The sequence below is a fragment of the Aliiglaciecola sp. CAU 1673 genome (genome assembly GCF_029223185.1).
Classification (GTDB): domain Bacteria; phylum Pseudomonadota; class Gammaproteobacteria; order Enterobacterales; family Alteromonadaceae; genus Bowmanella.
Genome location: NZ_JARHUG010000017.1, coordinates 1 through 19,946, shown reverse-complemented (window position 1 = coordinate 19,946; position 19,946 = coordinate 1). Strand labels below are relative to the sequence as shown.

General features: G+C 50.7%; 14 protein-coding genes. 8 read left to right on the top strand and 6 right to left on the bottom strand.

From position 1 onward, the window contains the following. Nucleotides 1-17 precede the first annotated feature (17 nt). The 3 genes from P2G88_RS15540 to P2G88_RS15530 are packed head-to-tail and all read left to right on the top strand — an operon-like array spanning nucleotide 18 to nucleotide 2,733. Nucleotides 18-1,367 (top strand): AlkA N-terminal domain-containing protein, encoded by a 1,350-nt coding sequence (locus P2G88_RS15540; RefSeq protein WP_275797559.1) that lies wholly within the window; start codon nucleotides 18-20, stop codon nucleotides 1,365-1,367. Beyond that, entirely contained in the window at nucleotides 1,364-1,843 is a 480-nt protein-coding gene (locus P2G88_RS15535; protein ID WP_275797557.1) for a methylated-DNA--[protein]-cysteine S-methyltransferase, read from the top strand. The genes P2G88_RS15540 and P2G88_RS15535 overlap by 4 nt, the downstream gene beginning before the upstream one ends. After that, nucleotides 1,840-2,733: a DMT family transporter gene (locus P2G88_RS15530; RefSeq protein WP_275797555.1), complete on the top strand. Its 894-nt coding sequence runs from the start codon at nucleotides 1,840-1,842 to the stop codon at nucleotides 2,731-2,733. The genes P2G88_RS15535 and P2G88_RS15530 overlap by 4 nt, the downstream gene beginning before the upstream one ends. 8 nt (nucleotides 2,734-2,741) lie before the next feature. Here P2G88_RS15530 and P2G88_RS15525 read toward each other — a convergent pair whose 3' ends face one another. Beyond that, nucleotides 2,742-4,169, bottom strand: coding sequence for a sensor domain-containing diguanylate cyclase (locus P2G88_RS15525; protein WP_275797553.1), 1,428 nt, complete (start codon nucleotides 4,167-4,169; stop codon nucleotides 2,742-2,744). A gap of 130 nt (nucleotides 4,170-4,299) precedes the next feature. Between P2G88_RS15525 and glmU the strand changes: the two genes are divergently transcribed. The 3 genes from glmU (at nucleotide 4,300) to P2G88_RS15510 (ending at nucleotide 8,771) form a co-directional block, all read left to right on the top strand. Further along, nucleotides 4,300-5,661, top strand: coding sequence for a bifunctional UDP-N-acetylglucosamine diphosphorylase/glucosamine-1-phosphate N-acetyltransferase GlmU (glmU, locus tag P2G88_RS15520; RefSeq protein WP_275797550.1), 1,362 nt, complete (start codon nucleotides 4,300-4,302; stop codon nucleotides 5,659-5,661). Nucleotides 5,662-5,680: 19 nt separating this feature from the next. Further along, nucleotides 5,681-7,606 (top strand): HDOD domain-containing protein, encoded by a 1,926-nt coding sequence (locus tag P2G88_RS15515; RefSeq protein ID WP_275797548.1) that lies wholly within the window; start codon nucleotides 5,681-5,683, stop codon nucleotides 7,604-7,606. 109 nt (nucleotides 7,607-7,715) lie between these two features. After that, a complete protein-coding gene (locus P2G88_RS15510; protein ID WP_275797546.1) occupies nucleotides 7,716-8,771 on the top strand; it encodes a choice-of-anchor A family protein in 1,056 nt (351 codons plus the stop codon). Here P2G88_RS15510 and P2G88_RS15505 read toward each other — a convergent pair. Genes P2G88_RS15505 through P2G88_RS15485 form a run of 5 tightly spaced genes read right to left on the bottom strand, consistent with a single transcriptional unit; the run spans nucleotide 8,728 to nucleotide 16,959 of the window. Then, entirely contained in the window at nucleotides 8,728-10,992 is a 2,265-nt protein-coding gene (locus tag P2G88_RS15505) for a cellulose synthase subunit BcsC-related outer membrane protein (RefSeq protein WP_275797544.1), read from the bottom strand. The two genes, P2G88_RS15510 and P2G88_RS15505, sit on opposite strands and share 44 nt — an antisense overlap. Beyond that, a complete protein-coding gene (locus P2G88_RS15500) occupies nucleotides 10,979-12,016 on the bottom strand; it encodes a glycosyl hydrolase family 8 (RefSeq protein WP_275797542.1) in 1,038 nt (345 codons plus the stop codon). Before P2G88_RS15500 ends, P2G88_RS15505 begins: the two co-directional genes overlap by 14 nt. Then, nucleotides 12,000-14,282, bottom strand: coding sequence for a cellulose biosynthesis cyclic di-GMP-binding regulatory protein BcsB (locus P2G88_RS15495; RefSeq protein WP_275797539.1), 2,283 nt, complete (start codon nucleotides 14,280-14,282; stop codon nucleotides 12,000-12,002). Before P2G88_RS15495 ends, P2G88_RS15500 begins: the two co-directional genes overlap by 17 nt. After that, nucleotides 14,275-16,488, bottom strand: a complete 2,214-nt coding sequence (bcsA, locus tag P2G88_RS15490) for a UDP-forming cellulose synthase catalytic subunit (RefSeq protein WP_275797537.1) — start codon at nucleotides 16,486-16,488, stop codon at nucleotides 14,275-14,277. The genes P2G88_RS15495 and bcsA overlap by 8 nt, the downstream gene beginning before the upstream one ends. 15 nt (nucleotides 16,489-16,503) lie before the next feature. Then, nucleotides 16,504-16,959 carry a hypothetical protein gene (locus P2G88_RS15485; protein ID WP_275797535.1) on the bottom strand — a complete coding sequence of 152 codons (456 nt, stop codon included), beginning with the start codon at nucleotides 16,957-16,959 and terminating at the stop codon, nucleotides 16,504-16,506. 229 nt (nucleotides 16,960-17,188) lie between these two features. Here P2G88_RS15485 and P2G88_RS15480 point away from each other — a divergent pair, with 229 nt between their 5' ends. Then, nucleotides 17,189-17,956: a DeoR family transcriptional regulator gene (locus P2G88_RS15480; RefSeq protein ID WP_275797533.1), complete on the top strand. Its 768-nt coding sequence runs from the start codon at nucleotides 17,189-17,191 to the stop codon at nucleotides 17,954-17,956. 9 nt (nucleotides 17,957-17,965) lie between these two features. Then, nucleotides 17,966-19,798 carry a glutamine--fructose-6-phosphate transaminase (isomerizing) gene (gene glmS / locus P2G88_RS15475; RefSeq protein ID WP_275797530.1) on the top strand — a complete coding sequence of 611 codons (1,833 nt, stop codon included), beginning with the start codon at nucleotides 17,966-17,968 and terminating at the stop codon, nucleotides 19,796-19,798. Nucleotides 19,799-19,946 lie beyond the last annotated feature (148 nt).

Here is a 19,946-nt window from a genome sequence, read left to right as displayed (position 1 = left end):
TTTTATCGGGAATGCCCATGACCACAGAGACGCATCAACAGGCAAGACTTTCACGGGACAGACGTTTTGACGGCCAGTTTTTTATTGCTGTGAAGACCACGGGGATTTTTTGTCGGACCATTTGTCCTGCTACTTTGCCAAAGGAAGAGAACGTTGAATATTTCCCAATGGCAGAACAAGCCATGGATGCGGGGTATCGACCTTGTTTGCGTTGTCGCCCGGACAGTTCGCCCCACTCATTTGCCTGGAAAGGGGTCGACACCACGGTTGAGCGGGCCCTTAAGCTCTTGCGGGAGTATCCGCATCTGAGTCTTGAACAAATAAGTGAAAAGCTGGGGGTCAGCGACAGATATTTGCGTAAGTTGTTCAACCTACACGTGGGACTGGCGCCCAAGCGTTACCAATTGTTCCAGCAATTGTTATTTGCCAAACAACTGTTGCACGAGTCGCGTCTGAATGTGGAAGAGGTGGCTTTGGCTGCAGGATTTCAATCTGCCCGTCGGTTGCAGGATAACTTCAAACAATATCTCGGGCTGTCCCCGAAACAAATCCGCCAGGTCAATAGCAAGCACGATGCGCCCTTATCTTTGCATCTGGCTTATCGTCCGCCCTATGCCTGGCCTGAACTTCGCCAGTTTCTTGCGGCCCGGGCCATTGAGAGTATGGAGTGGGTCACTGATAACAGCTATGCACGTACATTCCGTTTGGCCAGCTGTGAGGGTTATTTTATTGCCCGGCATCGACCTGAGCGTCATGGTTTTGAAGTCGAGCTTGAACTCAGCGATCTCAGTCAGCTTAAGGCGGTAATTGATGAGATCCGCCGGGTGTTGGATTTAGACGCTGACAGTATGTTGATTGGTGAGCGCCTGGTGGCCAGCGGCGTGCCTGAAGACAAGCTGGTGCAGGGACTTCGTTTGCCGGGTGTGTGGCATAGTTTTGAAGCAGGTTGCAGGGCCATATTGGGGCAGCAGGTGTCTGTCACCGCGGCCATTAAGCTGGTCACACAGCTTGTTGTAGCATTGGGTGAAACGCATTCCAGAGGTCGGCTGTTCCCAACCCCGTCGGCTGTTGCGCAATCTGATCTAGCATTTTTGAAGATGCCAGGTAGTCGCCGGGAAGCACTTCAGCGATTTGCCGCCTACTGGCATGCGCATGGTGAGCCAGAAAATTTACAGGATATTTTGGCGCTAAAAGGCATCGGTCCCTGGACCTTGAGTTACATGCAAATGCGCGGCCAGTCGCATCCAGATATTTGGTTGGATACCGACTTGGTGATCAAGAAGCAATTAAACAAGTATGTTGTAGATGCTTCACAAATAGCACCATGGCGAAGTTACCTTACTTTTCAACTTTGGAGCATGGCATGAGCATTCTTGGCCAGTACTTGGATACCCCTATCGGATTGTTGGCCATTCGTGAGCAAGACGATGCAATATGTGCCATTGAGTTTGTTGAGACAATGGACAGCGAACCTGTAAATACGCCCCTGTTACTGGAGGCGAAAAAACAGTTGCAGGATTATTTCAACGGTAGCCGGAAAGCCTTCAACTTACCGCTAAAAGCCAAGGGGACGCTGTTTCAGCAACAGGTATGGGAACAGTTGCAATCTGTTTGCTACGGACAAACCGCCAGCTATGCCGACATTGCGAACAAGGTGGCCAACCCCAAGGCCGTCAGGGCGGTAGGTGCTGCCAACGGCAAGAACCCTATTGCCATTGTGGTTCCATGTCATCGCATTATCGGCAGCAATGGGCGACTGACCGGATATGCTGGTGGGCTTGAGCGCAAGGCCTTCCTGCTTGATCTTGAGCGAGGACTGCGCCTATCAGGGAACGTCACATGACATTGCTGCAAATTACCCAGTTGTTGCTATTGGCTGCCCTTTGGGGGGCTTCCTTTTTATTTATGCGTGAGGGCGCGCCTGAATTTGGTCCTGTTGCGCTGATGGCACTCAGAACGGCAATTGCAGCCTTATTTCTGTTGCCATTTTTGTTGATGCGCTCACAACAACGTTATGTGCTTACCCATTGGCGGCCCATATTGATAGTGGGGTTGACCAATACCGCGATTCCCTTTTGCTTATTTGCCTATGCCACCTTGAACCTGGCAGCCGGTTACACGTCTATTCTTAACGCCACTGCGCCTATGTTTGCTGCATTAATTGCGTTTTTCTGGCTGGGACAAGCGTTGACGTGGCTGGCGGTAATAGGATTGATGATTGGCTTTGGTGGTGTTTTTATGCTGGTGCTGGCACGTGATGCCCTGGATGGGCCCTTTTCCTATTTGCCAGTATTGGCCGGGTTAAGTGCGGCTTGTCTGTATGGTTTTGCCGCTAATTACACCAAAAAAGCCTTAGGTGGGGTGCCGGCCATGGCCATCGCCACAGGTAGCCAAATCTATTCGGCTTTGTGTTTATTGCCTTTTGCGCTTTGGAGTTGGCCAGGGAATAGCCCAAGTGCGGTTGCTTGGTGGCAAGTGCTGGCACTTGGCATCGCTTGTACCGGATTTGCTTATATCCTGTATTTTGGCCTGATAGAAAAGGCCGGAGCCAGCAATGCTATTGCTGTGGCTTATTTGGTGCCGGTGTTCGGTATTTTGTGGGGGGCATTGTTCCTGGGTGAAGTGCTACGCTGGCAGTCTTTAGTGGGAGGCGTGTTGATCCTGCTTGGAGTGGGCTTGACCACTGGTATCTTCAAACGCTTTGTCACAAGGACTGCCGTTACCGATCAATAAGCTATGACTCACGAGGTTTCAGTTAACTCCCTGGCTACCACTCGATTGCGTCCCGCCTGCTTGGCCTGATACAAGGCCTTATCGGCAGCATCAACCAACTCAGTGGTATTTTCATTTTGTGTTGTGTGGGTTACGCCGAAACTCAGGGTTACGTGCAACTTGAGATTGCCAAGTGCAATGGGCCGCTCTGCAATGCTCAGTCGAATACGTTCAGCTACCTGCCTGGCGAGCTCCAGATCTGTTTCTGGCAGTAGCATGACAAATTCCTCGCCGCCCCAGCGGCCAACGAAGTCTTGTTTGCGCATGCCTTGCTGCATCAATCTGGAAACGATGCGGATAACATCGTCGCCGACATTGTGCCCATAGGTATCGTTTACGTCCTTAAAGCGATCAATATCCGCCATGATCAGGCACAATTCGTTGCCCTGGGCGCGCATATCCTCAAGCAACTTTTCCATATGCAAACGATTGGATATTCCGGACAGCGGGTCGGTGTAGAGTCTTTTATTGACATGCTGCGAGAAGTGCTTGAGTAAGTAGGCCAGTGCAACGGTGGTCACCAATATCAGTGACAATACGACGGCTAAATTACTGATAAAGAAGTATCGGCTGGCTTGTTGTTGCTCTTCCAGGGGACTGAGTAAAAACATCTGCCATTGCATCGCCTCAATGGGCACTTGCGTGATCAGGAAGTCTTCATTATTGAAAGAAATAAATTCGCTACGCTCTTCCTCGGTTCTTTTACTTTTATCCCAGTACTGATACCAAGCCAACTCCGTAATCTTCTGGTACCGCTCTGCTCTTGGCTCCCATTTAGGATCGGAAGACAGGGCGATTTCGCCGGCGCTATTCACAAATACAAAGTCGTAACCATATTGTTTCTTATAGCGCTCGAAGGTGCGCATAAACTCCGCCAAACTTTTGCCCACACCAATAAAGCCGAGAAAGTTTCCCTCTTTGTCATATTGTTTAATATCCATGTACAGGTGGGGCTGAGCGCGTTTTCCCAATACCGCGAAAAAGTCACCGGGCATATCCTTGTAGCGAAAATACCAATCCACATGCTCTGGATCGAGGATGATGGTTTCGCGGTTTGACTGCAGTTGAATTCGCTCCCGCTCACTGGCCACAAATACCAGCATATCCAACGTATTGCCGATGTTCTCCAGTTTGGTTTGCAAGGCCTGCGGATCCGGTTCAGAACCGTCCAGATAGCCTTTGAACGGGCCGAGGGCGTCCAGCATCTGAGCCATATATAAGGGACGAATCAGTTCTTGGCGAATCAAGCTGAATACCGGGGCCATCGCCCGCTGTTGTATACGGCTTTGCTCAGAAACTACGTTGTTGATCGCGAAGTAAGTCACTGCGCTGATAGCGGCTACCGCCAACAGAAACAGGATGACCAGGTTTCTTTGCATGGATTCAAAAATATTCAATGTGCCTCCATATGCACTTTTTGTCTTTGTATGGCTTCGCAATCCGGACACAAAGGAGTTTGTCTAAAGCCTGGCAGAATTCGCACTCTTCGATAGAATAGCAGGCAATTAAGATACTTAAGGACCAAATATGGCGTTCTCTGTCATCATTCTCGCCGCCGGAAAAGGCACTCGCATGAAGTCCGCTTTACCCAAGGTATTGCATCCTATTGCCGGCAAGCCCATGGTTCAGCACATTATCGATACAGTGACGCAACTTGGTGCACAAAATGTGCATCTGGTCTATGGCCATGGCGGCGAACAGCTTCAGCAAGCGCTCTCTCATAATGCTTTGAGCTGGTGCCTGCAAGCAGAGCAGCTGGGCACAGGTCACGCTGTTCAACAAGCCGCCCCCCTTATCAAAGATGACGAGGATGCCCTGATTTTGGTGGGTGATGCCCCGCTGATTAAAAAGGAGACATTACACGCCTTACTCGCCGCCAAAGCGCAATCCGATTTGGCCTTGCTGACGGTTGAATTGCCTGATCCAACTGGTATGGGACGTATCATCCGTCAGGGTGAACAGGTGGTAGCCATCGTTGAGCACAAGGATGCTACCGACGAGCAGCGTCAAATCCGCGAAATCAATACCGGTATGATGGTGATGAAAGGTGCGAACCTTAAACGTTGGTTAAAAGCACTGAAAAATGACAATGCACAGGGCGAATTTTATCTGACCGACGTTATCGCCATGGCTGCGGCTGAAGGCAAAGTGATTAAAGCTGCCCATCCAAGTGGCCCGACTGAAGTGGAAGGTATCAATAATCGTAAGCAGCTTGCTGCACTTGAGCGTGCCTACCAAAAAGAGCAGGCCGAGCGCTTGATGATGGAAGGCGTTAGTCTGCTGGACCCCAATCGTTTCGATCTACGCGGTGAGCTGACTGCAGGTCAGGACGTGAGTATTGATGTGAATGTGGTTGTGCAGGGTAAGGTGGTACTGGGCAATAATGTGCAGATTGGTCCTAATTGTGTGCTGATTGATTGTGAAATTGGCGATGACACTGTGGTAGAGGCGAACTCCATTGTTGAACAAGCCAAGGTCGGACAACGTTGCCAGGTGGGTCCCTTCGCCAGATTGCGCCCCGGCGCTGTAATGCAGGAAAAGGCTAAGGTCGGTAACTTCGTAGAAATGAAAAAGACCGTGCTTGGCAAAGGATCAAAGGCCAATCACCTTACCTACCTCGGTGACGCTGAGATTGGTGACGGCGTTAATATTGGTGCTGGTACTATCACTTGTAACTATGATGGTGTGAATAAGTTTAAGACCATTATTCAGGATGGTGCCTTTATCGGCTCTAATTCCTCGCTGGTGGCGCCTGTAACAGTTGGCAAGATGGCGACTGTTGGTGCCGGATCGACTATTACCAAAGAAGTGGAAGATGAAGAACTGGCCATCGCCCGTGGCAAGCAGCGCAATATTCATGGATGGCAGCGGCCAGTAAAGAAATCATAGCGGAGTTGGAAGTAACATCTTGAGCGTAACAGGACTTAAACAAGGCTCGGTACAAATAGAGCCCGGGATCCCAGGGCTCTTTGTTAAGTATGTGCTGGGTTGGCCAGGCATGAACAAGGCTACCCTTGATAAGGTCTGTAAAGAGCAGTCTTTGCTTAGCGCTCGTCAAATAGAAGATGAAGCTTATCGTGTCAGTCGCAGCCAGTTTGCCAATTTGTTGCTTAGCTTTGTTGCCGAAGGGCAAGCGCCAAAGAGCATTTGGGAGCAGGCCTTGGCCATCCCGATGGGCAGTTTTGGCAGTGTCGGTTATATGTTGCTGTCGGCACCATCATGGCAAGGCTGGTTAAAGGCCCTGTTTAAACATGGCGTGTTGTTGGGGCTGGATACCTCCCGGCTTAATTTGAAAAAAAGTGACAGTCAAGGCCGATTAAGCTTGAGCATCGTGCCGCCGAAGCATCAGGGCGAACGTTTGCTGACCCTTTTTGAAGTGGCCTCCCTGTTACGCCTTTTGATGCTTAGCCTGGGCAACGCCGCTGAGCCGTTGAAAGTATTTATCCCTGCAGCTCTAAACGAAGAAGGTCTGCTGGGGAGCATGAATGTTAGCCTGGCTTTTCATGCTGAACCCGAACTGCAAGTGCAATTCCCTTCTGCTCTTTTTGAGCAAATTCTGGAAAACGCTAACAAACGCCTGTTCAAAGTGTTTGAGAAGGAAGTTGAACAGGTCTACCAGGATATTGTCGGTGCGGAGAGCTGGACCCATAAGGTCAGGGCGAAACTGAGATCCCTGCCCGATATTAACGAGGCCTCGCAGGCGAAGATAGCCGAGCAGCTTTTTGTCGGTGAGCGCACCTTGGCCAGGCGCCTGGAAGAAGAAAATACCAGCTACCGGGATATCTTTGTGGCCATTCGCAGCACCATGGCACTGGAATATTTGCTTCAGGGTAAAGGCGTGGAGGAGACAGCCCTGCACTTGGGGTATTCGGAGCGTGCTGCTTTTGAGCGGGCATTTAAAAAATGGCAAGGCAAAACCCCGGTACAGTTCCAGTCGCAGTACGGGAAATTGGCCGTGGAAAGGGATATCAGTGAAATTATTGATGCCCAGAAACTGCCCAATATTCCGGAATCCGCAGCCAAACTGTTAAACCTTATTCAGGATGATGACTGCGATCTGGATGAATTGTCGAAAACGGTGGAGCAGGATCCCGTACTGACAGCAAAACTCCTAAGCTTTGCCAACAGCGGCTTATACGGCCATCTGAATTTAGACTCGGTAAAACGCATTATTCTCAGTGTTGTGGGATTAAAGCGTCTGCGTGCATTAACCGTTGCCCTGACTGCATCCAGTGCTTTTACAGTGGATGTTGAGCAATTTCCTTACCGAGATTTCTGGTTGCGCGCTCTCGCCGTGGCCGAGTTAAGTAATGATTTGGCTGAGCCATTCGCTATTAAGGGCAGTCAACGCCGGGACTTATATCTTGCCGGGATGCTACACAATATTGGTCACCTGTTGTTGGCCTATTGCATGCCATCAACGCATAAAGAATTGATGCAGGAATTGGATGAAATCATCGGCTGGAAGCAGTTACTTGCTCTGCAATCCTTTCGTTTTGGCACAAATAGCCTGGAAGCCACAGAATTCTTTAGCCGCTTTTGGCATATGCCGGATCAGATTTCCGATATCTTGCAGGAACTGGCAAAGCCAGCCGGCGCTGCAGAGGTGATCAAACGCAGTGCCCGCGTGATCGCGCTGGCCAGCGCTTTGTTTGAGTTGGAAGAAATAAACCTGCCCTTGGTGGGAGGGGATAGCTGGGCGTTGCTGCAGCAAGATTTTCCCGAGTTAGATGACTCGGCGCTGCTGGCAAAGGTGCAAAATCTTTACCATCGCTTCTCAGAAAAGCTTTCCCATTTACGTGAACAGGCCTTGGATTATTCTCCCTCCTCATAAGATCCTGTTCTGACAAGCAAAGTCATAGTATTGGCAGCTGATGTCATATTCTGATGATTGGAACTTGCTTAATATTGCGAGCATCGGATTGCTATTAGGATCGCAAGCCATGTTTGCACTTTCATTAAACCCGTTTCGCAACTCAGTGACAGCAGCCGCACTGGCTATCTGTATTCAGATGCCTGCACAGGCCTCGGTGATGTCATTTGACCTAGGAAAGGCAGCCAATTTTAATGCCTTTATCCTGGAAGATATGTATGCCATCAATTCTGATACCGAAGGTCGTTTGGCTGTGGGCGGCAATTTGTTTTTAAACAACTACGCAATCGGCATGGAGTTAAATAACTCTCAGGGTGCGCGCAACGACCTGATTGTCGGCGGCGATGCAAACTTTACAAATGGTCGGGTGTATTCAGGCAATGCCGTTATTGGTGGCACAGACCATATTGCCCAGAGTGTTGGGTTTTACAGCGAAACCAATGGCACTAATTTTGTTGAAAGCGGCACCAAACGAGCTGGTAACCCACTTGATTTTACCGCTATTGGTCGCGAACTTCAGGAGAAGGCAACCTCATGGGGCAGCCTGGCTGCGACCGGTCAAACTGTGGTTAGCGAATGGAACGAAATCACGGTCAAAGGAAAACAAGGCGCCAATATTTTTAACGTTAACGGCGATGATTTAAGTAAGGCTGGCACTTTCTGGTTCGATTTGCCTACTAACTCCTTTGCCATCATTAACGTATTTGGTAGCTACGTGGATATGAGCAGCATGGGCTTCCACCATGTGCTTTCCAGTGCCCCTGACCAAAAGATTCTGGACAATAATCCCGGCGTCTACCGCCATGATGGCTCTCTGACCAATAACGTATTGTTCAATTTTGTTGATGCTACCGAATTGTTATTTCACAGTATCGGTATCAAAGCCAGCGTGCTTGCTCCTTTTGCCAATGTATCCTTCTTCAACGGCCATATCGACGGGCAGCTGATCAGTAAGTCATTGAGTAGTCCGTTTGGGGAGTACTCAGGCCAGATCAATAACTATCGCTTCAGCGCCAAGGTACCGGAGCCTGCCGTTATTCTGATGTTTGTCCTGGGTCTGGCCATTATCCTGATGATGAGTACTAGAAGGATAAAGGCAGTTCCTGACTCAGCACATGCTGCCTAGGTTGCCAGAATAATCTAATCCAAATACCGCCACGGGTGCCCTGGTACCCAGTGGCGGTAGAGCGGCTTAAATAGCCTTCCACTTGTACCCTGCTGGTTAACAGCCATTGCCCTTCCACACGCAGATCAGCATTTATCCCTGAATTTTCTACCAGAACTTGATTGGCAAATTCGGCTTGTTCTCGACTTTTGCCATAGGCCAGGCTGGTACTGGCGCGCACCTGCCAGGTCTGTGCCTCGGCGGTCAGTAGCTCGCTGTAAAGGCCCAAACGCCAGTCCTGTTCCGGGCTGAAGTAGCCCCCTTGCTGACGGGTAAACCCACTGAGGTTGTGATCAAATTGCTGATAGCTAATAAATGGTCCCAGGCGCCAATAGTCCAGGGCATCTGAGTCGGTGAGGTCATGATTCAAATCCAGACGGATAAACTGGGTACTGTTGTCAACCACATCGGTGCCGCTGAGATTGGCATGACGCAGGGTCATGGCAACTGCCCAGGGCTGGAAGCTGTATACATTTAACACTTCCGCACCGCGCTGCTCCACAGCCCCCCAAGCCATGCCATCGACCGGATCCAACGCGCCGGTACGTGACAAAAGACTTTCATTGATAGGCTCGGCAAACAAGTTTATCCGGTGTGTCCAATCCTGGTTAAACCATTGCAGGGCGATATCACCGTACAAGCGACTTCCTGTTTGCAAACTGTCATCTGATAGCAGTCGTCCCTTGAGCAGCCAGTCACGCCACTCTCTGCGAAAGCCGGCCGACCAGCCTGGCTCCTGGACTTGGCTAATTGGGGAAACGCTGTCTTCTTCAGGTCTGGAGCCAAATGGTGCATCCGACGCCGGCAGGCCGCTGTAAAATCCGCGATAATCCAGTGCTAACCACCAGCGCCAATCCTGGTACATGGCCGATAACGCTAAACTACTGTGCCAATTGTCGAAACGCTGCAATCCTTGCTGTCCGCCGCGATGTTCTCCTTGAGTGGCCAGGGTTAGCATCAGGCTGTCTCGCCAGTCGGCCTCGGCATGTCCGCTGATATGGGCAAGATCGAATTGCTTGCGCGAGAACGCCTGCTCGGCGACTTGTTGATGAAGCACTCGCTGGACTGCCGGGAAGCGCTGTGCAGCGCTGGCAAGCTGGTTGCTGTCAGCAGTATTAACCAAGCCCTGTGCCAATGCTTCGTCCTCAGGAGCTTGTTCAAGCAGCTCATTGAATAGCTTGGCAGCAGCCTGGGTTTGCTCCAAGTGGTAGTAGCTCCAGGCTTGAAGTACTTTCTGGTCGCTATTGAGGCCATCCAGGGGAGCTAACTGGTCGCTGACTTCAATGGTACCGGCGTAGTCATCAGCCTGGTAAGCATTCACCATATTTTCGCGCCACTTATCCACGCAAATCCCTGCCAAATCGGGCATATGGGTATTGGCACAGGCCAGTTGCCGGGCCTTTTCCTTATCACCTAGCCTTTCCAGGCTCAGGGCTTGTCCCAGGGTGGTTTGCGCACTTTCAGGTAACGCTCTGAATAGCACCAACGCGGCATCATAGTCACCTTGCTCAAACCATTGCCAGGCGCCCCCCAGGCCAATGCCTTCCTCACCCCATTGCCTGGCTTGATGGTCTATTTGTTGCAGCCGTTCGATATCTTTTTGCTCGACCGCAGCCTGACTTTGTTGGGTCAGCGACGCCAGCATACCGTCTTTGATGTCTAAAGAGGGTTTCCAGGTTCTGGCTGCTTCGAACAGGTCCTGGGCAATCTCGCCTTGGCCCTTGGCCAGTGAGATCCATCCCAGAAGTTGCGCGTCTTTTGCATTTTTGCGCAGTTTTACCCCTTCTCGCGACATACTAAGTCGCTTATCGGAGAGATATTTCCATTGCTTGGCTGACATTTTCGCCAGCATGCCCATTTCTTCACGGTACAAGTCGCGACGTTTTGTGGTCTTTTCTGCTTGCGCTAATGGCTGAGGGTTAACCGCCTGCAACATATCGGGGTTGGGCACCCAATTGGGAAATTGTTGCTGCAGCCGATGAATCTCTGCTCTGGCCTGCGCCAGTTTGCCCTCGCGCACATAAAACCAGAACCCTGTTACATCCACCTGCTGCTGGGTTAGGGATTCCAACGTTGGGATCTCGTTTTTAATGACCTGATCTTTGTCATAGGTGGCCTGTGCCAATGCCTGATTATGGCATGCTGCACAAACCAGCAACGTGACAAGACTAACCCTGGCCATGGATAACCTCCTGAGCGGCGATATGGGATAACAGACTAAGCGCAGATGAAAAATAGCGATCATCCACTTCGGGGGGGACCTTTGCTGAAGCGACTGCTTTGCCGAGAATCTGCAATGTGGTTTGGGCAATGGCTTGTTTTCCTGCCGACCAGGCATAGGGCGCCTGCTCTTCCTGGGTTAAATCAATCCAAGCTGGTGGCGAGGGTTGCTGCCAAAACGCCAGATAAGGTGCCAGCAGTTCCTCTTCATATATATTGGCCCAGACCAGATGTAAGGGGATGCGGCAAGCGTTAAAACCATACTGAGGAGGATAGCGCTCCGATACTGACAGCCCATTTTCGCTGATATCCAACCAGTCAGGGTTTAACTGTTGTGAACCAAATCTGGCCCGCAGGATTAACTGCTTGCCACTGTCTATGAGCTGTTGCCAGGGCTGCTCCGGGAAACGTTGGGCAAAGGCTTTAAAGGCGGGAAACACCCAGTAGGACAGGTTGACGGTTACCCGATTCGGATCTTTAAAACCGTACTCTCCAGGCACTAACAGCCAATAATCCTGGTACTGGATAATCAACTTTTCGGCGATAGCTTGGATAATGGCCTCTGCTTCACGCTCATAGTCATCGCTGTTCCAGCGTTTGGCCGCCCTGAGCAATGCCCAGGCAATCAGTACATCGCCGTCACTGGCGTTATTGGGATCACTGATACAGTCGCTATCCTGCGCCGGACAGGGCCGGTATTGCCAACTAAACAAGTTATCATCACGCTGCAGGTTCTGCTTTGTCCAGCCCCAAAGGATGTCGAAGCTGTTTCGATCAGATGCCGCCTCAGCCATTAACATCCCATAACCCTGGCCTTCGCTATGCGAAACGCCCTGGTTATCTTTATCAACCACCCGGCCTTGCTCGATATACGCCTGGCTAAATGCCTGCCAGCTCTTAGTCGGTAACAAGGACGGCGCTGGCTGACAACCTGCTAAAAACATGATTATCAGCGCAGCCCACCAACTCTTACTGCTTCCATTCATCTTCTAACTTGGCATTACGGCGTTTGAGCATCAGGTGTAACAACAGGCTTAGCAGTAAAATAACGGCAACCAAGGCAGCCAACCAGGCCCATGGATGACTGGAGAGCCACAGACGAATCTCCAACCAAAGGTCTTCTGCGTTACCCAAGGTCTTACGCTCTGCTACCTGCATGGCAATTAAGGGGGCCTTGCTATCTTCCCAGGCAAAGAAGTCGCCGTTGAGTTGTCCCCACAAGGTCAGACTGGTGATGTCATCGATACGGGCATTCAGGATCTTGGCATTTTGCGCGGCAATGATGGCGCTTTGTCCTTTCTCAGTGGCCATAGCCGTCATTACCGCCATATTGCCCAGGCTGCTGACTTGTTCGAGATAGCCGCCAAGTTTCAGACTCGGCTGGTTTTCTATTTCAATTACCTGATACTCGTCCCGCACCACATCAGCCTTAATTCGCAGGTCATTAATCAGGCGATAGGGCCAACGTTGGGTCTTACTGATACTCAGATTCCACTGGGCAAACAAGTCCTGTGGCAGGCTGTCCGGGGTACCGAATACCAGGTTCTTGGCCTCGGCTTGATAATCAGCAAGACCTTGGTGCACTGTGACATTGGCCAGAGGAACATGAGCGGCCTGGGCGAGCTTACCGACAAAGGTCAGGGCGCCATCCAGCATATCGCTATCGGTCAGATACACATTCAGCTCGGTATTTCCTTGCGCGGTATAGGGGTGACCGGTCTTGGCCAGCAGCTGCAAGTCAGGTAACAGGCTTACCTGCCCTGCTTCTGGCAACGTCAGGGTGGAGCGGTTGGCTAGCTGGAATAGCAAGTGAGAGCTTGGTACTTCACCACATTGCAGACCAGGCAAAGGAGAGCGGATGGTTACCGCGAAGGTAATACTGTTACTACCACCTTTCAAAAGTCTTGCCGGAATATCCAGTCGGTAACTTCTGTAGGATTGGCCTTGGGCATTATCGAAGGTGAGTCCATGGATAAGCTTACCGTTGACCATCACGTTCATGACAGAGCCTAAGCCCATGCCCGCACCGTAACCAAAATCCAGTGACAGTTCTGCTCGTGCGCTTTCAGGCACATAAAAGTCAGCAGGGAGCCTGAAGTTGAGATCGTATCGGTGGTCATCGGCGCTGTAAAAAACAATGTCGCTACTGCCGATATCGGCAAAGCTGTAGGTATTGTCAGCTAGTAGGTATTGTGCTGCCAGAACCTCATTTTGCTGGGGATGGGCTCCTTCTTCCAAAGCCTTAACAGCATCGTCCTGGTTGAGCGCATCATCCATGGCCAGCAGTGTCTTGGCTGCGGCCATAACCTGTTGTTCATCATTGCCACTGACAACCAGGCGAAGGTGGGCTGGTACTATTACTTCCTCTTCCACCATAAAAGCCGGTACGGCTTTTAACGAAAGGTAAGCGGTGTCGATCGCATCTGATTCTGCGGCGGTTAAAATGTCAGAAAGCTGTGCCTTAGTGCCAACAACAACATGCAGAGGGGCTTGTCGCGCGTCCTTGCCTACATAGAAGGCTGAGTGTTGATATTGTTCTTTTTGGGCTTCGTCCCAGGACTCGTTCCACTGCTCCGCCTGGGGTAACTGCCATTGAGAATGACGAACTTGCAGCGGAGCATATTGGCGACGCAGAGCCAAAGCCTGTGATACCACAGGCAGAACCTGACGGTTGATGTTGTCATTCAGTGCAGAGGAATGGCTGAACAACGTGATGGCATCAACACCGCCAATGCCAGGGGCTAGAAATCCACTTAGGTCGGCCAGAACGGGGTTATTTACCGAGGTTTGGTGGGAAACTTCCAGTCTGGATGAGTAAAGGTCCAACTCCGACCATAGTTCAGGGGCTGTACCGTCAGTACATTGGCGATCGTAGTGCTGACTGGCGCTAAAGGACAAACTGTTAAAACCACCCCGCCAAAGGCTATTGGGAATTCGCACAGAAGCGAATACTTCCGGTTGACTACCATCCAAGGCAATTTGGCCTATCGCTGCTTGGTTAAAGCGCACGGTAACAATAGAGCGCTCTTTAATCAGCGCCATTGAAGCAACCAAACGCAGGTGCAGTATCGCCTCATCTACCTTTGAGGCGTGCGCCAACGGAATGGATAATTCAACACTGTCTGATTTACCCTGTAAGCGGGCTGGATTAGTGCCCGGGTAAAAATCCGTAAGTCGGTAACTACTTTGCTTTGCAGCGACTGCCGAAATGGAAAACAGTGCAGTAAGCAGAATGAGCCAGAACCTACACATTGGTTTTTTCCTTGTTGAATTTTTTTGTTAACAATATCAGAAAGTTAAGTGCATGCGTGAGTGGTGGTACCACACTAACCTTTAAAATATGGCTCATCCCCTGCCAAAAAGGCATGGGACGGGTACGCCGACGTTGAAAACTAACCCAGCGACGACTGTCGCCCAGCGTAAATCCCACCACTTCCCGGTGTTGTTGTTCGGTTTGTGGATTGAACTTTAGCCTGACAATCGCATCTTTGGGGCCGGATTGTGCAGCGGTCACTCTTGCGGGCAGTAACACCAGCCGTTGGGTCGCTTCGCTCCAGCCTTGCAAGGTGACCTGATCGCCCACTTGCCATTCTATTGGTTCGGCCACAATAATTCGGGCGCCATTGGCGGAAATATCCCTCAGCTTGGCCTGGAACAAGCGCCTGGTTTTATCGAGCATGGTGACATTGTCTTGAGCAGGCAGCCTTGGCTGGCTACGTACCTGTTTGCGTTCGATTAAGACACTGAAAATGCCCAGCATCAAGACCAGATTAAACAGGTTCCAAAGCATTACCACGCTGGTAAGGTCGCGGGTTAAAGGATCTGTCCACCATCTGACACCACCAACTACCATCCCCAGCATCAGCACAACAAAGAGAATATAGAAGGGTCCAGATAAGGGGGAGATAAAATCTTTTTCCAGTGTGTCGCCTTTTGGCGTGACCACAAACGAAGGTTTGTGCGGATTGCGGAAGACTTTTACCAATGCGCGGAAGGTAAATACGCACTGCAATAACTCATAGAGTTCGGACACAAGAGGCCAGCGGGTGCGGCCGAATAGCATGGTCGACACCATGTAAGTGCCGATAAGGTGCGGCAGTGTGAAAGCAACAATTTCTAGCAAAGAAGCATGGTAAACCTGCAACCCGAACACCAGGTATGCCAGTGGCATCAGTAGGAACACGATTCGGGCAAAAGGAAATAGCCAGAACAAGATCGAGCTCATATAGCCCAAGCGCTGATACCAATGCAGTCCTTTGTTGGCATAAGGCTTTTTGAGTAACAGGATTTGCGTCATACCCTGAGCCCAGCGCATTCTTTGCACGATAAAGCCATCAAAAGTCTCTGGCGCCAGGCCGCTCACCATGGGCCGGTCCACATAGACTGAACGATAGCCCAAAGCATGCAGGTCGAGCGCCGTTTCGGCATCTTCGGTGATGGATTGGCCTGAGAGTCCATCTACTTCATCCAGATGTTTACGGCGAATCACCGCCGCCGACCCACAGAAGAAGGAAGAAGACCAGTAGTCCAGGCCTTTTTGAATGGTGCCGTAGAACATGTCGTTTTCTGAGGGCATCCTCTCAAAAGCAGAGAAATAGTTACGCTCGATGGGGTCGGGGTTGGCCATAAAATGCGGGGTTTGCACCAGGAACACTTTCTCGTCTTTGATCATCCACGGCACAGTGCGGCGCAAGAAATCGGCGGTAGGGACATGGTCCGCATCGAGGATGACTACGAGGTCGCCATGAGTATGTCCCAGTGCATAGTTGACGTTACCTGCCTTGGCGAACTCATTCTTGGGCCGGGTTCTGTAGGTGACTCCCAATCGGGCACACAGGGCCTGTAATGACTGGCGACGCGAAAGGGCAGCAGCAGCAGCCTTTTGATTGGTCTGATTGACCTTAGCGTCAGTGCCGCCGTCATCCAGCAGATGGACGGTGAAGCGCTCTGACGGATACTGCAAGTTCAACGCAGCACGCAAAGTGGTTTCCAGGATTTCCTCGTCTTCGTTATAGGAAGGTACCAGCACATCCACAGTGGGGAGCTTGGATGGATCCGTTTCCTCAATGTCGAGTAAGGGTCTGGTTAGCGGAGAGGCGTTGACGATACAGCCAATAATATGGGTAAAAGCGGCGTAAAGTTCGGCGGCAAACAACAGCCAAACACAAAGCAAAGACAAGTAATCATCGGCAGTTAGCGTATAAAGCCCACGCCAGAATATATATCGGAGTGTAAGAGCGATGCCCATGACCAACACCAATACGCGAAAAAGCTGGCGTAACTGGGATTGTAGTTCGCTGAGGCTAACAGCCACCAGCATCAGCATGATGATCCCTAACGCAGCAAGCAATTGGCCACTGGCATCCATGGGAAGGAAGAGTAATAAAGTAAAAGCCAATGTGGGCACTAAGGTTACCCACACTAGTGAAGAATTTCTGCTGGAAGAGGAGGAATTCAATTTTAGAACATGCAGTTAGGCTGTTCTGGCTACTATTTCATGGTCTGCATTTCTGATCAAACAAATCCCGTCGTTGGTTTCTTCTATGCACAAACCGTGACTAAAGAAAATTCGGGAAAACATAAACTGCCTTTCTTTCAACCCTTTTTTGATGGTCAAAACCGGGGCCAGGAAAATTGCGCCCAACAAGGTTACCAGCAGCATGGCGGTGACGCTAAAGCCACCAATGGTTGCGTAGCCCAAGGATTCGAAGCCAAGGAATGCAATACCTACAAGAAGCATGGCAGTTAGCGAGTATTGAACGCTTTCAAACTGTTGTTTTTTCTGTTGTGTTGCCCGGTATTCTTGTAGCTTCTTTAACCAATTGTCATAGCCAGCTTGGTCTTTGGAATAAACAACACGCAAGAGGTCTTTTGGCGGTTGACCCACGTTATTGTTTTTAGGAGCTTCAAGTAACAGAATCTGCGACATAGTGCCTCAACTTCCGACATCCAAACCGGATCAATTAACTTGAGCACCACTATAAGGAACCGCTGCTGCTAGCTATATGATAGAGAGTGACAATCTTGCGACATAAACGGTCATTCTCTTCCAGTTACGATTTTTCAAATGAAGTTGCACAAAATTTCATCTTCGCTGTTGCACAATCAAAAAAAACCGATAATATAAGTTTCGTTGTGAAACATATGATTTCGTTTTGATGATTAAAAGAAATACCCAACAACGACGCAGGGCCATAGTTGAACGCTTAATGGCGCAAGGCGAAGTCACAGTTGACGAGCTGACCCATCTGTTTGACATCTCTGAAGTCACCATTCGCAAAGATCTGACAGAGCTTGAGCATAACGGTCTATTGGTGCGTCGCTATGGTGGTGCGGTATTGACTCATAAAGAGCCTTCCGCACAAGAAGATGAGAAAGTTTCGAATCGAAAGTCGGCGATAGCCAAGGCAGCCGCAGCCCTGATTCGAGATAACTATCGCATTATTATTGATAGCGGCAGTACCACCTCGGCTATGTTGCCGGAGTTAGGCAAGCGTCGGGGCCTGGTGGTGATGACCAATGCCTTACATGTGGCCAGTCAGCTTTTGGAGCTGGAAAATGAGCCCACGGTGCTGATGACCGGTGGCACTTGGGATAACCAGTCTCATTCTTTCCAGGGGCAAATGGCAGAACAGATGCTAAGCGCCTATAACTTCGACCAGGCATTTGTGGGCGCTGCGGGTCTCGACCCGCAAAAAGGCACCACAACATTTAACGAATTGACCCAATTGTCCAAGGTGATGGCACAGGTGTCACGGCAGGTGATTGTGCTGGCCGAATCGGATAAATTGGAACGCAAAATCCCGAATTTAGAATTGCCATGGAGCGAGATCTCAATATTGGTCACCGATGATCAGATCCCGCCTCTGGCCAAACAACAAATTGAAAAGCAGGGTGTGGAAGTGATCTGCGCCGCGACAGAATAGGAGAGATTTATGTGTGGCATCGTTGGCGCTATCGCCGAACGTAACGTGGTCAGTATTTTGTTGGAAGGACTAAAGCGCCTGGAATATCGCGGCTATGACAGTGCTGGCGTGGCGGTATTGGATGCGCAGAATCAACTGCATCGGGTGCGTCGCACCGGCAAAGTCCAGGAACTGGCAGATGCACTGGCCGCTAATCCGGTTAAGGGCCATGCCGGCATTGCCCATACCCGTTGGGCCACCCATGGTGGCGTGACTGAAGCCAATGCCCACCCACATTTTTCCAGTGATCGCGTGGCCGTGGTCCACAACGGCATTATCGAGAATTATCAAGCTCTGCGAGAGTCTTTGCGCGGTGAAGGCTATGTATTTACCTCAGATACCGACACCGAGACCATTGCCCACCAGGTAGAGCTGGAACTCAGAACCGCCAACACACTGCTACAAGCGGTGAAAAACGCTGTGAAAAAATTCCATGGCGCTTACGGTACAGTGATTATGGATCAGCAGGATCCTGAGCGCATGGTGGTAGCCCGCTCTGGCAGTCCCTTGGTGATTGGTCTGGGAATTGATGAGAACTTTATCGCTTCCGATCAGTTGGCATTGTTGCCTGTTACCCGTCGCTTTATTTTCCTCGAAGAAGGTGATGTGGCCGAGATAACCCGCACCACCGTGCGTATCTTCGACAAACATGGTATGGAAGTGTTGCGCCAGGTTCATGATTCAGAAATCGAACATGATGCCGGTGACAAAGCCGGATATCGCCACTACATGCTTAAAGAAATTCATGAACAGCCCACTGTGGTGCGCAATACCCTGCAAGATCGTCTGACCAAAGACGGCGTCGATGCCCGTGTCTTCGGCGCCGGTGCGGCAGATATTCTGAATAAGATCAGGCATGTGCAGATCGTGGCTTGTGGTACCAGCTATCACAGTGGAATGACTGCCCGCTATTGGCTGGAGCAATATGCCAATGTGTCGTGTAACGTAGAGATTGCCTCTGAATTCCGTTATCGCAAGTCCTTTGTACATCCTAACAGCCTGCTGGTCACCATCTCCCAATCCGGTGAAACCGCCGATACTCTGGCAGCGCTGCGTTTGGCCAAGGAATCGGGCTATACAGCCAGTTTAACTATCTGCAACGTGCCCGGCTCTTCCCTGGTGCGTGAGTCTGATATGGCCTTTATGACCCTGGCGGGAGCCGAAATCGGCGTTGCCTCTACCAAAGCCTTCACCACTCAGCTGACAGGCCTGTTGATGCTGACCCTGGCCTTGGGTAAGTATAACGGCATGGATGAAGCGCAGCACCACAAGATTGTGGAAGCCATGTACAGCTTGCCTGCAAAGCTGGAGGAAACCCTGGCCCTTTCCAAAGACATCGAAAAGCTGGCGGAAGAGTTTGCCGACAAACACCACAGCCTGTTCCTGGGCCGTGGCGACCAATATCCCATCGCTATGGAGGGGGCGTTGAAGCTGAAGGAGATCTCCTACATTCACGCCGAAGCCTATGCCTCCGGTGAGCTTAAGCATGGACCGCTGGCCCTGATTGATGATGAGATGCCGGTAATTGTGGTAGCGCCCAACAACGAGCTGCTGGAAAAACTCAAATCCAACGTCGAAGAAGTTCGCGCACGCGGTGGCATCATGTACGTTTTTGCAGACAAAGACGCCCGTTTTGTCAGTGACGCTACCATGCGGGTTATTAACCTGCCCCATGTAGATGCGGCCATTGCCCCCATCGTCTATACCATTCCGCTACAGTTATTGAGCTACTATGTGGCCATTATCAAAGGTACGGATGTAGACCAGCCGCGAAATCTGGCTAAGTCAGTGACTGTGGAATAAACAAAGAAAAGGGCCGACAGGCCCTTCAGATTGATGATAAACCCCACCATTTTGGTGGGGTTTTGTTTTTTAGGGCCATCCAGTGAGTTTTCCGTGGCTCCTTACCTATTGATGGGATTGGCTGATTTTTTCTTAAGCGTGATTGAGG